This window comes from Pseudomonas sp. FG-3G (assembly GCF_901007645.1).
Lineage (GTDB): Bacteria > Pseudomonadota > Gammaproteobacteria > Pseudomonadales > Pseudomonadaceae > Aquipseudomonas > Aquipseudomonas rhizophila.
In genome coordinates this window covers 446,957-461,657 of sequence record NZ_CAAKGZ010000020.1, presented here as the reverse complement: position 1 = coordinate 461,657, position 14,701 = coordinate 446,957, and the positions used below count along the sequence as shown (strand labels likewise).

The window sequence follows — 14,701 nt, the reverse complement described above, 5'->3', positions numbered from 1 at the left end:
GTTCATTCCTCCCACAACTGCACGGTTTTGATGACGTCGCGGCGGTTGGCCTTCTTGGCGCCGAACATGTTGGTGTCGGAACTGCCGCTGCAACCGCTGCCGAAACTGAAACCACAACCGGAGCGTTCGGCGAACGCATCGCTCATGGCGTCTTCGCGGTGGGCGCTTGGTACGACAAAACGGTCTTCGTAGTTGGCGATGGCCAGGTAGCGGTACATCTCTTCCACCTGGTTCACGCTCAGGCCGACATCGGCCAGCACTTGCAGGTCCTGCACGCCGTCCACCTGTTCGGAACGCTTGTAGGCACGCATCGCCAGCAGGCGCTTGAGGGCGCGCTTGACCGGTTTTTCATCGCCGGCGGTGAGCATGTTGGCCAGGTAGCGCAGCGGAATGCGCAGGCTGTCGACGTCCGGGATCACCCCGTTCATGCCCACGGTGCCGGCCGCCGCAGCGTTCTGGATCGGCGACAGTGGCGGCACGTACCAGACCATTGGCAGGGTGCGGTATTCCGGGTGCAACGGCAGCGCGAGTTTCCAGTCCACGGCCATTTTGTAGACCGGCGAGCGTTGCGCCGAGTCGATCACCGACTGCGGCACGCCGTCGGCCAGGGCCTGGCGAATCACCGCCGGGTCGTTCGGGTCGAGGAAGATCTCCAGTTGCTTCTCATACAGATCGTGCTCGTTAGCGGTGCTCGCCACTTCGCTGATGCGGTCGGCGTCATACAACAACACCCCGAGGTAGCGGATGCGGCCGACGCAGGTTTCAGCGCAAACCGTCGGCATCCCGGCTTCGATGCGCGGGTAGCAGAAAATGCATTTCTCCGATTTGCCGCTCTTCCAGTTGAAATAGATTTTCTTGTACGGGCAGCCGCTGATGCACATGCGCCAGCCGCGGCATTTCTCCTGGTCGATCAGGACGATGCCGTCCTCCTCGCGCTTATAGATCGCCCCGCTCGGGCAGGACGCCGCGCACGCCGGGTTCAGGCAGTGCTCGCACAGGCGCGGCAGGTACATCATGAAGGTGTTTTCGTACTCGCCGTAAATGTCCGCCTGGATCTGGTCGAAGTTCTTGTCCTTGCGCCGTTTGGCAAACTCGGTGCCCAGGATCTCCTCCCAGTTCGGGCCCCACTCGATTTTCTCCATGCGCTTGCCAGACACCAGCGAGCGCGGCCGTGCGGTGGGCTGATGCTCGCCCAAAGGCGCGGTGTGCAGGTGCTGGTAGTCGAAGTCGAACGGTTCGTAGTAATCGTCCAGGCTCGGCAAGTCCGGATTGGCGAAGATGTTCGCCAGCACGCGGAACTTGCCGCCGATGCGTGGGTTGATCGAACCGTCGGCGTTACGGATCCAGCCGCCCTTCCACTTGTCCTGGTTTTCCCACTCTTTGGGGTAACCGATGCCAGGCTTGGATTCGACGTTGTTGAACCAGGCGTATTCCATGCCTTCGCGGCTGGTCCAGACGTTCTTGCAGGTAATCGAGCAGGTGTGACAGCCGATGCATTTGTCCAGGTTCAGGACCATGCCGATTTGTGAGCGAATTTTCATCTCAGTTCTCCTCGATATCGGTTGGCAGTGGACGCGGCAGATCATCGCCACTGGAACCGTCGAGCCAATCGACCTTGGACATCTTGCGCACCACGACGAACTCGTCGCGGTTGCAACCGACCGTGCCGTAATAGTTGAAACCGTAGGCCTGTTGCGCGTAGCCACCGATCATGTGAGTGGGCTTGAGCACCACGCGGGTCACCGAGTTGTGGTGGCCGCCACGGGTCTTGGTGGTTTCCGAGCCGGGCACGTTCACGATCCGTTCCTGGGCGTGGTACATCATCACCATGCCTTCCTTGACCCGCTGGCTGACCACCGCACGGGCGGTCAGCGCACCGTTGACGTTGAAGCATTCAATCCAGTCGTTGTCCTCGATACCGGCGCGCTTGGCGTCGATTTCCGAGAGCCAGACGATCGGCCCGCCGCGGCTCAAGGTGAGCATCAGCAAGTTATCGCTGTAGGTGCTGTGGATGCCCCACTTCTGGTGCGGGGTGATCCAGTTCAGGACGATTTCGGTCTCGCCATTGCTGCGCTTGCCCTTCACGCCTTCGATGGTGCGGGTGTTGACCGGCGGCCGATAACTCATCAGTTGCTCGCCGAACGCCTGCATCCACGGGTGATCCTGGTAAAACTGCTGGCGGCCGGTGATGGTGCGCCATGGAATCGCTTCGTGAACGTTGGTGTAGCCGGCGTTGTAGCTGACGTGATCGTCTTCCAGGCCGGACCAGGTCGGGCTGGAAATGATCTTGCGCGGCTGCGCCTGGATGTCGCGGAAGCGAATCGCCTCGTGGGCCTTGGACAGCGCCAGGTGGCTGTGATCGATGCCGGTGAATTTCGACAGAGCCGCCCAGGCCTTGACGGCCACCTGGCCGTTGGTTTCCGGGGCCAGGGACAGAATCACTTCGGCCGCATCAATGGCGCTGTCGATCTTCGGCCGACCCTGGCTGATACCGGCGTCGACCTCATGGTGATTGAGCTCACCGAGGAATTTCACTTCATCGTCGGTGTTCCAGTTGATGCCCTTGCCGCCATTGCCGAGTTTCTCCAGCATCGGGCCCAGGGAGGTGAACTGCTTGTAGATGTTGGGGTAATCGCGCTCCACCACTTGCAGGTTCGGTGCGTTCTTGCCCGGTTGCGGCGCCACGCCGGCGCTTTTCCAGTCAGTGCCGCCAAACGGCTGGGCCAGTTCACCGACGCTGTCATGCATCAACGGCACGGTAACCAGGTCTTTCTCGACACCCAGGTGCCCGACCGACATGGCGGAGAACGCCTTGGCGATGCCCTTGTAGATTTCCCAGTCCGAACGCGATTCCCAGGCCGGGTCGATGGCAGCCGACAACGGGTGAATGAACGGGTGCATGTCCGATGTGTTCATGTCGTCTTTTTCGTACCAGGTCGCGGTCGGCAAGACGATGTCGGAATACACGCAGGTCGAGGACATGCGGAAGTCCAGGGTGGTCACCAGGTCCAGTTTGCCGATGGCACCGTTGTCGACCCATTCAGCCTCGGTCGGCTTGGATTCGCCACCAAAGCCGATGTCTTCGTTCATCACACCGTTCTTGGTGCCCAGCAGGTACTTGAGCATGTACTCGTGGCCTTTGCCCGAGGACCCCAGCAGGTTGGAGCGCCAGATGAACATGTTGCGCGGGAAGTTTTCCGGGCTGTCGGGTTGTTCGCAGGCAAACCGCAGGCTGCCGTCCTGCCAGGACTTGACCACGTAGTCTTTCGGGTCCATGCCGGCGGCAGCAGCATCGCGGCAAATGTTCAGCGGGTTGGTGTTCAATTGTGGCGCGCTGGGCAACCAGCCGGCGCGTTCGGCGCGGATGTTGTAGTCCAGGGCATGCTCAGGGAACTGCGATTTGTCCGCCAGAGGCGACAGCACGTCGTGCATGCTCATCTTCTCGTGGCGCCATTGCGAGCTGTGGCCGTAGAAGAAGCTGGTGCCGTTCATCTGCCGTGGCGGACGGTTCCAGTCCAGGCCGAAGGCCAGGGGCAGCCAGCCACATTGCGGACGGAGTTTTTCCTGGCCGACATAGTGGGCCCAGCCGCCGCCGGTCTGGCCGACACAACCACACAGCATGAGCATGTTGATCAGCCCACGGTAGTTCATGTCCATGTGGTACCAGTGGTTCATCGCCGCGCCGACGATGATCATCGAACGGCCACGGGTCTTGTCGGCGTTGTCGGCGAATTCGCGGGCGATCTGAATCGCTTTCTCGCGGCTCACACCGGTGATCTGCTCCTGCCAGGCCGGGGTGCCGGGCACCGAGGCGTCGTCGTAGTCCTTGGCGACGTTGGCGCCGCCCAGGCCACGGTCGATGGCCAGGTTGGCCGCCGACAGGTCAAACACCGTGGCGACTTTCACCACGCTGCCGTCGGCCAGCACCACGTTGTGCACCGGCACCCGGCGGTACTGCACCGCGTCACCGGCCACATGCTGGAAGTACTCCTGGGCTTCACCGGCAAAATACGGGAAGGCCACTTCAGCCACGTCATCGCCAATCAGGCTGAGCTTGAGGTCGATCTCACGGCCCTCGCCGCCTTCACGGGCCAGGATGTTCCATTTGCCCTCTTCGCCCCAGCGATAGCCGATGGAGCCTTGGGGAGAAACCAGTTCACCGCTGGCATCCAGGGCGATGGTTTTCCACTCCGGGTTATTGTCCTGGCCGAGGTTGTTGGTCAGGTCGCTGGCGCGCAGGAAGCGATCAGGCTGGTAGCCGGAGCCCGGCGCCACGCCGAGCATCGGCTTGAGCATCACCAGCACCGGCAGGTCGGTGTAGCGCTTGGCGTACTCGGTGAAGTAGGCGCTGGGCTTGTCCAGGTGAAACTCTTTGAAGATCACATGGTTGAAAGCCTGGGCCAGTGCCGCGTCGGTGCCCTGCTTGGGGTTGAGCCACAGGTCGGTGAGCTTGGCGACTTCCGAATAGTCCGGGGTGATCGCCACGGTCTTGGTGCCCTTGTAACGCACCTCGGTGAAAAAGTGCGCGTCGGGGGTACGGGTCTGCGGGACGTTGGAGCCCCAGGCAATGATGTAATTGGAGTTGTACCAGTCGGCCGATTCCGGCACGTCGGTCTGCTCGCCCCAGACCATCGGCGAGGCTGGCGGCAGGTCGCAGTACCAGTCGTAGAAGCTCAGGCACACGCCACCGATCAGCGACAGGTAACGCGAACCCGCGGCGTAGCTGACCATCGACATCGCCGGGATCGGCGAGAAGCCAACCACCCGATCCGGGCCGTATTGCTTGACGGTGTAGACGTTGGCGGCGGCGATGATCTCGTTGACTTCTTCCCAGTTGGAACGGATGAAACCACCCATGCCGCGCTTGCTTTTATACGAGTCGGCCTTGGCCTTGTTTTCGACGATGCTGGCCCACGCTTCCACGGGCGCCAGGGTCTGCCGGGCTTCGCGCCACAGCTTGAGCAATGGCTTGCGGATCTTCGGGTACTTGAGCCGGTTGGCGCTGTAGATGTACCAGCTATAGCTGGCGCCACGAGGGCAGCCACGCGGCTCGTGGTTGGGCAGGTCGTTACGGGTGCGCGGGTAGTCGGTCTGCTGGGTTTCCCAGGTGATCAGGCCGTTCTTGACGTAGATTTTCCACGAGCACGAGCCGGTGCAGTTCACCCCATGGGTGGAGCGCACGATCTTGTCGTACTGCCAGCGGGAGCGGTAGACGTTCTCCCAGTCGCGGGACTCCTTGCGGGTCTCGCCGTGCCCCTCGGAAAACTCGCCTTGCTTGCGGTTGAAAAACCGCAGTTGATCCAGTAAATGACTCACAGTGTGTTCCTCTCAGGCTTGCTCCGCGGGGTCTGCGCCCCGCCCACGCAGGTTTAGGTTCGGCTTAGCACGGTGTTGCGGCACCCTTGCGGGCATACCACCACCAGGTCACCACGATGCAGCTCAGGTAAAAGCCGACGAACATGTAGAAGGCCATCTCCGGGCCGCCGGTCAGGGCCATCGAAGTGCCGAATGATTTGGGGATGAAGAACGCGCCGAAGGCGCCCATGGCCGAGCTGAAACCCAGCACTGCGGCCGATTCCTTGCCGGCGTTCTTGAGCGCTTGCTCGCGTAGCTCGGGCTTTTGGCCGCGGCTGGCTTTTTCATGCAGGGTGCGGAAGATCACCGGGATCATGCGGAAGGTCGAACCGTTGCCCACGCCAGTGGTGACGAACAGCAACATGAACATCCCCAGGAAGCCGTAGAAGCTGCCGCCCTGGCCGCCTTGGGGCAGGAAATGAAGGACCCCGAACACCATCGCGATCATCAGCACGAAGTTCCACAACGTAACCTTCGCGCCGCCGAGCTTGTCCGCCAGCCAGCCACCCAGTGGCCGCACCAGAGCACCGACCAGCGGACCGAGGAAGGCGAACTTCAGGGCGATGACTTCCGGGAACGAGGTTTTGATCAGCAGCGGAAACGCGGCGGAGAAGCCGATGAACGAGCCGAAGGTCGCCAGGTACAACCAGCACATCAGCCAGTTGTGCTTGCGCTTGAAAATCACTGCCTGCTCACTGAACGAAGCGCGGGCGCTGGACAGGTCGTTCATGCCGAACCAGGCAATCACGGTCACGGCGAGGATGAACGGCACCCAGATAAAACCGGCGTTTTGCAGCCACAGCGAGCTGCCGTCAGCCAGTACCTGCGGCTGGCCGCCCATGAAGCCGAACACGCCGAAGGAAATCACCAGCGGCACGCTGAACTGCATCACCGACACGCCCAGGTTGCCCAGCCCGGCGTTCAGGCCCAGGGCCGTGCCCTGCTGGGACTTGGGGTAAAAGAAGCTGATGTTGGACATGCTCGAGGCGAAATTACCGCCGCCAAAGCCGCAGAGCAGCGCGATCAGCACGAACACGCTGTAAGGCGTGGCCGGATCCTGCACGGCAAAGCCCATCCACAGCGCCGGCAACAGCAGCGACGCAGTGCTCAGGGCCGTCCAGCGACGACCGCCGAAGATCGGCACCATGAACGAATAGAAGATGCGCAAGGTCGCGCCGGACAGGCCCGGCAACGCCGCGAGCCAGAACAACTGGTCGGTGCTGAAACTGAAACCGATGGCGTTCAGGCGCACGATCACCGTGCTCCAGACCATCCACACCGCGAAGGCCAACAGCAGCGCCGGGATGGAAATCCACAGGTTACGCCGGGCAGTCTGTTTGCCACTCTTGCCCCAGAACGCGGGGTCTTCCGGACGCCAGTCATGAATGACCGGACCCTTTTCAGGCGTTTGCAGAACGGACATGTTCTTCTCCTTGGGCAATGCTGGAAAACGGGGATTGGCTGGCCGGCGGCTGTTTACCCAGCAGCGGGCGCTTGCGAACTTCGCTGAAGTACATCCAGGTCAGGGAGACCCAGACCACGCCGTACATCAACATGAAGCAGGACGAGCGCACGCCGGTGAGGTCCACCAGGGCGCCGAACATGATCGGCAACACGAACCCGCCCAGGCCGCCGGCCAGGCCGACGATGCCGGACACCGCGCCCATGTTTTTCGGGTAGTCGTTGGCGATGTACTTGAAGACCGAGGCCTTGCCGAACGCGAAGGCGATGCCCATCACGAACAGCAGCACGGTGAACAGCGTGGCGTTGAGGCCGATGTGAAAACCCACCGTGCCGTTGACGGTCTGCACTTGCAGTTGGGTCTGTGGGTACGAGAGCAGGAACAGACAGATCCAGCTGACCCACAACACCCACCAGGTCACGCTCTGGGCGCCCCAGCGGTCGGACATCCAGCCACCGACGGCCCGCAATACGCCACCGGGCAAGGAGAAGCAGGCCGCCAGCAGCGCCGCGCTTTGCAGGCTGAAGCCGTATTCCTGCACGTAGTACTTGGTCATCCACAGGGCCAGGGCTACATAGCCGCCGAACACGATCGAGTAGTACTGGCAGTAGCGCCACACCGCTGGTTCTTTCAGGGTTTTCAGTTGCTCGCGCAACGTGGCGCCGCCGGTGCCGCTGTGCTCCTTCTTCTCGGTTGTGAGAAACCAGAACAGCAGCGCGGTGATGAACAGAATGGCGCTGAACACCTTCGGCACCAGGTGCCAGGAACCGAAGGCGATCAAGGCCGGAGCGAGGAATTTGGTCAGCGCGGCGCCGGCGTTGCCCGCGCCGAACACACCCATGGCGAAGCCTTGATTCTGCTTGTCGAACCACTTGGCCACATAAGCGATGCCCACCGAGAACGATCCACCGGCCAGCCCGACAAACAGGCCCAGCACCAGGAACTGCCAGAAAGCCGTGGCCAGGGTGATCAGGTACAACGGCAGCACACAGGAGAGCATCAGCAGGAAGAACACGATGCGCCCGCCGAAGCGGTCGGTCAGCAGGCCCAGGGGCAAGCGCACCAGGGAACCGGTCAGCACCGGCGTGGCGGCCAGCAGACCGAATTGGGTTTCGTTGAGCGCCAGCATTTCCTTGATCGGAACACCGAGCACGGCAAACATCATCCAGACCATGAAGCACACGGTGAAGGCCAGGGTACTCATCCCCAGTACCAACCCTTGTTGCACTTGCGCTCGCATCTCGATGCACTCCCCGTCAGTTCGATGAGCGCAGCCTAGTGATGCGTACCCCGTAAAAACTTGACCTGGGTCAACGTGCGTCCCGGCGGTACTGGCCTATGCTGGGCCCGTCTACCTCTTAGGGGGTAGAGCCTGAAGTTGATAAGAACCTTTATTTATCAAGGCTTTGAACATTTCGGCCGTGGCTTTTATCGAAACGTAGCGGCCGACAACTCTTTAGAGGTAGTGCGCCCGGGATCGGCTGCTATACCCCCCCAACGCCAGGGCGTCCCCATGTTCGGTTTGCAGAATTTCCTCCAGGGCCAGTCTCGATGATGCGGTGGCTGCGCAGTTCCCTGCCCGCTCGCGCCGGGCTGGCGGTGATCCTGATCGCCATCCTCGCCCTGGCCAGTTCCTTGAGCGCAGGTCTGATTGCCTGGTTCAGCCAGGGCGACGCGGCCGCCATCAACACCGCCGGTTCCGTGCGTATGGAGACCTATCACCTGAGCTGGAAACTGGCAGCCGGGGCCAGCGACGATGTCCCGGCGATCATCGACAGCCTGCAACGACGTCTCGAAAGCCCGTCCTTGCGCGCCGTGCTGGAAGACGGACCGGCGACCTCCCTGCATCAGAGTTATCAGAGCCTCATGCAGCGTTGGAACCAGACCTTGCGCCCGGCGATCGAACGCGGCGATTCGGCGTTCTTCCAGGCCAGTGCCGCTTCCTTCGTTGCGCAACTGGACCAGTTCGTCACCCTGTTGCAACGCCAGAGCGAGCACAAGCAAGCCTGGCAACAGACGATCCAGGGCATGGCGCTGTTCACCACCATGATCATCCTGCTGATCGGTCTGTATGAATTGCAGTACGGCGTGGTCACGCCCTTGCAGGAACTGGTGGACGCCACCCAGCGCTTTCGCCGTGGCGAATTCCAGGTGCGGGTCAACCATCAGTCAGAGGATGAACTGGGCCAACTGGCGACCAGCTTCAACACCATGGCCGAGACCATCGAGCAATCCCATCGCACCCTGGAGAATCAGGTCCAGCAAAAGACCCTGAACCTGCAACAGGCCAATGCCGCCCTGGAGCTGCTGTACCAGAGCAGCCGCAGCCTGGCCACGCGGCAGGCCAATGCCGAAGGGCTGGATGAACTGATCAGCCGGTTCCAGCAGCGACTGCCGGGCCTGCGCCTGTCGCTGTGTCTGCAAGGCCAGTTGCAGGCGCCCGCCCGGCAACTGCTGTCGCTGCATGGCGCCAACAGCCGCGAGGTCTGCGCCAGCAGCGATTGCGCCACCTGCCAGAAACACCACAGCGCCCGGCCGCAGACGTTCAGCATCAGTAACCAGGGCACGGAACTGGGTGAACTCAAGGCGCATTTTGTCGACGGTCACGCGGCGCAACCCTGGGAAACCGCACTGATCCAGGCCCTGGCAAACCTGATCGGCACCTCGCTGTCTCTCAAGCGCCAGCGCGAACAGGACCATCGCCTGCTGTTGCTCGATGAGCGCACGATCATCGCCCGCGAACTGCATGACTCCCTGGCCCAGGCCTTGTCGTACATGAAGCTGCAAGTCAGCCGCATGCAAACCCTGATGCGTCGCGGCGAACCGGTGCAAACCCTGGAAACCGTCACCGCCGAACTGCGCGAAGGCCTGAACAATGCCTACCGGCAGTTGCGCGAGCTGCTCACCACGTTCCGCTTGCAGATCCACGACGACGGGCTGGTCCAGGAACTCAAGGACACCGCTGAAGAATTCTCCCGCCGGGGCGATTTCCGGGTGCATCTGTTCGTCGACACCCTGGCCTTCGAGCTGTCGGCCAGTGAGCAGATCCATATCCTGCAGATCACCCGCGAGGCGCTCTCCAACTGCCTGCGCCACGCCCACGCAGAGAACGCCTGGCTCGAACTGCGCCAGGAAGGCGAAACCGTGCGACTGTCGGTCGAAGACGATGGCCGGGGCTTCAGTGGCGAAGTGGACCAGCGCGAACACCACGGCCTGAACATCATGAACGAACGGGCCCGCAGCTTGCGCGGCCAACTGCAAATTATCTCCCGAACGCCCCAGGGCACCCGTATCCAGGTGCATTTCCAACCGGAATTCCTGGGCCAACACAGCGAAGGTCTCGCAACATGAACGCCCCCCTGCGTCACACCCTCCTGCTGGTCGACGACCATCCAATGATGCGTCGAGGGATCCGCCAAATGCTCGAACTCGAAGACGACTTGCACATCGTCGGCGAAGCCAGCCACGGCGAAGAAGCCCTGACACTGATCGAACCGCTCAAACCTGACCTGGTCCTGCTGGACAACAACATGCCGCAAATGAACGGCATCGAAACCCTGCGCCGGCTGCGGGCCATGCATTACACCGGCAAGGTATTGCTGTTCACCGTATCCGACGCCGAGGACGACATTCGCGATGCCCTGCGCCTGGATGCCAACGGTTACCTGCTCAAGGACATGGAGCCGGAGTTGCTGGTGCAGTACATCCGCGATGCCCTCAACGGCGCGCTGGTGATCAGCCCCGGCCTGACCCGCGTCATGGCCCAGGCCTTGCGCTCCCCTCCCCGCCAGGCCGACGTGGAACTGACCGAACGCGAGCGCCAGGTACTCAAGACCATCGCCGGCGGCTGCAGCAACAAAGTCATCGGCCACAAGCTGGGCATCACCGAAGGCACGGTCAAGGTCCATGTGAAGAACCTGCTGCACAAACTGGGGTTGCGCTCACGGGTCGAAGCCGCCGTGTGGGCCATGGAGCATCTGCGCGGAGTGGGCTAGCCCGGCAAACCACACCTCCCACAGGGTGTTTCAGGCGAATACAGCGTCTGCGCACGGCCCGAAAAACTGTGGGAGCGAGCTTGCTCGCGATGACGGCGGCACATTCAACATCCCTGCAAGCTGACCCTCCGCTATCGCGAGCAGGCTCGCTCCCACAGGGCTTGTGTTTGAGCGGGGACGCACCTCCCTCTTCCGAGGTAGGCCTGCGGAGGCATAGGCCGGGGGCGCGTGGGGTTCTACCATGACGGCACGCGGAGGTACGCCATGCTGACTCATCCTTCCATCGTTTTACTGTTGCGTCGTCATCACCTGTTCAGCCAGTTACCGGAGCGGGTCTTCGAAGACGTGTGCAACCTGGCCGTGCTCAAACGCCTGGAGTGCAACAGCACGCTCATGCACCAGGGCGACCCGGCCAAGCGGTTTTTCCTGCTGGTCAGCGGTCAGATCAAGCTGTTCCGGGTCACCGGCGAAGGCCAGGAAAACCTGGTGGAAATCATCCAGCCCGGGCAGACCTTCGCCGAGGCTCTGCTGTTCAGCCAGGCCCGGTGCTACCCGGTCAGTGCGTCGGCGCTCAAGGACAGCGTACTGGTGAGTATCGAAGGCACTCATTACCGCAAGGCCCTGGAAGACCAGCCGAAGGTCTGCCTGGCGATCCTGGCGAGCATGAGTATCCATTTGCACCAGCGCCTCAAGGACATCGACAACCTGACCCTGGCCAGCGCCAGTCGGCGGGTCATCAACTTTCTGCTTCAGGAACGCGACCCGCGCGACGGCCAGGTAGTGCTGCAGGTGTCCAAACGCCTGGTGGCCTCCAAGCTGGGAATCCAGCCAGAGACTTTTTCACGCATTCTCCATCGCCTGGTAGACGGTGGCCTGATTGCCATGGAGCGGCGCAACATTCGCATCCTGGCCGAAGATGAGCTGGACGCTTATCAGCAATAATGCAGCGAAGTGCTAACAAGCCCCTGTGGCGAGGGAGCTTGCTCCCGCTGGGTTGCGCAGCAGCCCCAAAGAAACCGAATGCAATCAACCTGACCCACCGCAGTGACAATCCTTGGGGGGCTTCGCCCCCAGCGGGAGCAAGCTCCCTCGCCACAGGGTGGGTGTTTGCGCCAGAGTCTTTAATCGACACCCATCATCGGTATCAACCGCTCAAACAACGCGTCCCCCTCCTCTTGCGTGCAATCGACGCCGAAACGCTTGCGCCAGCCCAACTGGCTCAAAATCACATGCACATCCGCTTCCAGATCATGCTGCTGCAAACACGCCTGAACGCACTGCAACGGACAACCGTCCAGCGCGATGATCCGCCGCCCCGAGCGCGCTTTATTGACCAGTGCCGGCACATGCCCGCCGACCCCGACGATGCAGGACATCTCGGCCAGGCCGGCGCGGTCCAGGCGCAGGGCGACGGTGTTGGCCAGTTGCGCCACGTTGGAACAACCGGAACAGGAGTACACCAGGGGCAGTGTGCCTGGAGCTTTCATCAGGCCGCCGCCAATCCCTTGCCCGCCCGTTCCAGGTTGCGCCATAACCAGGGCGGCAAGACCTCCGGGTCGAGACTGTCGATCAGGTTTTTCAGCGCCAGCCCCAGTTCGGTGTCGCCCTCGATCACCAGGCGTCGCCGGAAGAACAGCGTGTCTGGATCTTCCTGACGGCTGGCGAGCAAGAGAAATTCACGCCAGTTGCCGCTGATGCTGACCTGGGCTTCGGCTTGTTCGGCAATACGCAGTCCATCCCGCGACAGCGTCAGGTACCAGCACAACTTCAGGTCCGGCACCCGCAGGCATAGCCAACGCCCGCGCAACACCTCGAACCCGCCATCGCGCAGCGGCTCGGCCAGGCAACGGTTGAGCGCTTGCTGCAACGCCAGGCGCTGTACGACAAACGGCACCTTGCCCACCAGCGGCAGCACCCGGTCAGCGCCTTTGAGCAACCATTTTTTTCGACTCAGCACAGGCCCGCCTCCTCAACTTTCAACATACCGGCATGACCGTGCCAATAGCCGTTGCAACCGGCCACAAACAGCGGTGGTGCCTCGCCCTGGCGAACGTTATCGAAGGCCCTGACCACCTCGGCCATGCCCTGGGCGCGCGGGCTCAGGCGCAGCACGTCGGCGCCACTGGCCATCAGCGCGGGGTAATCGGCCAACAGATTGGTCACCTCACTGGACATCGTCTGAATGCCATTGAGGGTGAACAGTTGCTGGCCCTCCTGACTGCTCAGCGCCAGGCCGTCGGGATAGTTGATGCAACAGAACTGACAGTCGTCCTTGGGCCGGTTTTCGGCCCGGGCGGTGAAGCAGCGTGCCGAATAAGCCAGGGGCAAGTGGCCGTAGGCAAAAATCTCCACCTCGGGGACCTCGCGGTCCATTTCCCGCACCTGCTCCAGTACATCGCCGATCAGCGCCGCCGAGCACTCCACAGGTGGCACCCAGCGAATCATGCCGCTGTCGAGCAATTGCCCCAGGGCATGGCCGTTGTACAGGTTCAACGCCGGGCCGCCCACGAAAGGCAACTTGCGTTCAGCGAGAAACTGCACCGCCCCCATGTCATTGGCTTCCACCAACAATTGGCCGTTGTCACACAGCCGACGCAAGGATGACAGCTCCGAGGCCGCTTCGATCAGCGTCAGGCTCGACAACACAATCTGTGCCTGGCTGCAGGCTTGCAGTTCGCGCCCCAGGCCCAGCCATTGATCCAGGGAGAATGCCCGGCGCTTTGAGCACACGGTTTCCCCCAGGTAAATCACATCCAGCGGCAAGGCCGACATCTCGGCGTAGAAATTCCCCAGTTGCGCTTTGTCCCAGTAAAACAAGACCGGTCCCAGGCTGAGTTTCATCTGGCCTCCCTCATTGCCATGATCGATGGTAAGCGCCCAGGGTGGTCTGGCTGCCTTCCGACAAACCGGCCAACACCTGGCGCCATTCTTCCCGCACCCGGAATCGTTGCGGCGCAGCCCGGTGGGCATCCAGTGCGGCGCGCCAGACCCGGGTCACTTGTTCAACGTAGGCCGGGCTGCGCTGGCGGCCCTCGATCTTCACTGCCTCGACGCCGATGGCCGCCAGCTCCGGCAGCAGGTCCAGGGTGTCGAGGCTGGTGGGTTCTTCCAGGGCATGGAAGCGCTTGCCGCCGACCAGGAAGCGGCCCTTGCACAGGGTCGGGTAACCGGCCGGCTCGTCAGGGGTGTAGCGATCGATCAGCACCTCGCTCAAGCGTGCGCTCAGGCCGTCGGCGTCTTCGCTCCAGCGCACTGCCTTGGCCGGTGAGCACACGCCGCACAGGTTCGGCGACTCACCGGTGATGTAAGAGGACAAGTGACAACGGCCCTCGGCCATGATGCACAGGCTGCCGAAACCGAAGACTTCGATCGGCACTGGGCTCGCTGCTGCTACCTGCCGCACCTGGGCCAGGGACAGCACCCGTGGCAGCACCGCACGCCGAATGCCGTAGCGCTCGGCGTAAAAAGCCAGCGCCGCGGCATGGGTCGCCGAACCTTGTACCGAAAGATGCAGGGCCAGTTGTGGGTGGCGCTGGCTGGCGTAGCCGAGCACCCCGGGGTCGGCGGCGATCAGGGCGTCGACGCCCAGATCGGCGGCGCGATCCACCGCGCGCTGCCAACGCTCCCAGCCCTTGGGTTGTGGGTAGGTGTTGACCGCCACATAGAGTTTGCGTTGGTGCTGGCGGATGTGCGCGACCGCCGCGTCGAACTGTTTGTCGTCCATGTTCAGCCCGGCGAAATGCCGGGCGTTGGTGTCATCGCGAAAGCCGACATAGACGGCATCGGCGCCTTGGCGCACCGCCGCTTTGAGGGCAGGCAGATTCCCTGCCGGGCAAACCAGTTGCATGGGGCATCCTCATGAGAAAACTCGGAGCGCCGCCAGTCTAGT

General features: G+C 62.3%; 11 protein-coding genes. 3 read left to right on the top strand and 8 right to left on the bottom strand.

From position 1 onward, the window contains the following. Window positions 1-2 precede the first annotated feature (2 nt). The 4 genes from narH to PSEUDOMOFG3G_RS11740 all read right to left on the bottom strand — a co-directional run bounded on the left by narH (window position 3) and on the right by PSEUDOMOFG3G_RS11740 (window position 8,057). Window positions 3-1,541, bottom strand: a complete 1,539-nt coding sequence (narH, locus tag PSEUDOMOFG3G_RS11755; protein WP_076384515.1) for a nitrate reductase subunit beta — start codon at window positions 1,539-1,541, stop codon at window positions 3-5. A 1-nt stretch (window position 1,542) separates the two neighbouring features. Beyond that, window positions 1,543-5,316 carry a nitrate reductase subunit alpha gene (locus PSEUDOMOFG3G_RS11750; RefSeq protein ID WP_139050009.1) on the bottom strand — a complete coding sequence of 1,258 codons (3,774 nt, stop codon included), beginning with the start codon at window positions 5,314-5,316 and terminating at the stop codon, window positions 1,543-1,545. 64 nt (window positions 5,317-5,380) lie between these two features. Then, entirely contained in the window at window positions 5,381-6,778 is a 1,398-nt protein-coding gene (locus PSEUDOMOFG3G_RS11745; RefSeq protein WP_047229173.1) for a NarK family nitrate/nitrite MFS transporter, read from the bottom strand. Further along, on the bottom strand, window positions 6,756-8,057 hold the full coding sequence (locus PSEUDOMOFG3G_RS11740; RefSeq protein WP_139050008.1) for a nitrate/nitrite transporter: 1,302 nt from the start codon (window positions 8,055-8,057) through the stop codon (window positions 6,756-6,758). Before PSEUDOMOFG3G_RS11740 ends, PSEUDOMOFG3G_RS11745 begins: the two co-directional genes overlap by 23 nt. Window positions 8,058-8,368: 311 nt before the next feature. Here PSEUDOMOFG3G_RS11740 and PSEUDOMOFG3G_RS11735 point away from each other — a divergent pair, with 311 nt between their 5' ends. The 3 genes from PSEUDOMOFG3G_RS11735 to PSEUDOMOFG3G_RS11725 all read left to right on the top strand — a co-directional run bounded on the left by PSEUDOMOFG3G_RS11735 (window position 8,369) and on the right by PSEUDOMOFG3G_RS11725 (window position 11,754). Continuing rightward, window positions 8,369-10,168, top strand: coding sequence for a HAMP domain-containing protein (locus PSEUDOMOFG3G_RS11735; RefSeq protein ID WP_076384511.1), 1,800 nt, complete (start codon window positions 8,369-8,371; stop codon window positions 10,166-10,168). Beyond that, window positions 10,165-10,812 (top strand): two-component system response regulator NarL, encoded by a 648-nt coding sequence (gene narL, locus PSEUDOMOFG3G_RS11730; RefSeq protein ID WP_047229176.1) that lies wholly within the window; start codon window positions 10,165-10,167, stop codon window positions 10,810-10,812. Before PSEUDOMOFG3G_RS11735 ends, narL begins: the two co-directional genes overlap by 4 nt. 264 nt (window positions 10,813-11,076) lie before the next feature. Then, the gene (locus PSEUDOMOFG3G_RS11725) at window positions 11,077-11,754 is read left to right on the top strand and encodes a Crp/Fnr family transcriptional regulator (protein ID WP_047225852.1); all 678 of its coding nucleotides are present in this window, start codon (window positions 11,077-11,079) and stop codon (window positions 11,752-11,754) included. A 179-nt stretch (window positions 11,755-11,933) separates the two neighbouring features. Here the strand turns inward: PSEUDOMOFG3G_RS11725 and PSEUDOMOFG3G_RS11720 are convergent, their stop codons facing one another. Genes PSEUDOMOFG3G_RS11720 through PSEUDOMOFG3G_RS11705 form a run of 4 tightly spaced genes read right to left on the bottom strand, consistent with a single transcriptional unit; the run spans window position 11,934 to window position 14,659 of the window. Then, entirely contained in the window at window positions 11,934-12,299 is a 366-nt protein-coding gene (locus PSEUDOMOFG3G_RS11720; RefSeq protein ID WP_139050006.1) for a putative zinc-binding protein, read from the bottom strand. Then, the gene (locus PSEUDOMOFG3G_RS11715) at window positions 12,299-12,769 is read right to left on the bottom strand and encodes an SCP2 domain-containing protein (RefSeq protein WP_047225850.1); all 471 of its coding nucleotides are present in this window, start codon (window positions 12,767-12,769) and stop codon (window positions 12,299-12,301) included. Before PSEUDOMOFG3G_RS11715 ends, PSEUDOMOFG3G_RS11720 begins: the two co-directional genes overlap by 1 nt. Further along, window positions 12,763-13,653, bottom strand: a complete 891-nt coding sequence (locus PSEUDOMOFG3G_RS11710; protein ID WP_139050005.1) for a U32 family peptidase — start codon at window positions 13,651-13,653, stop codon at window positions 12,763-12,765. The genes PSEUDOMOFG3G_RS11715 and PSEUDOMOFG3G_RS11710 overlap by 7 nt, the downstream gene beginning before the upstream one ends. A 10-nt stretch (window positions 13,654-13,663) precedes the next feature. Next, on the bottom strand, window positions 13,664-14,659 hold the full coding sequence (locus tag PSEUDOMOFG3G_RS11705; RefSeq protein ID WP_047225848.1) for a peptidase U32 family protein: 996 nt from the start codon (window positions 14,657-14,659) through the stop codon (window positions 13,664-13,666). Window positions 14,660-14,701 lie beyond the last annotated feature (42 nt).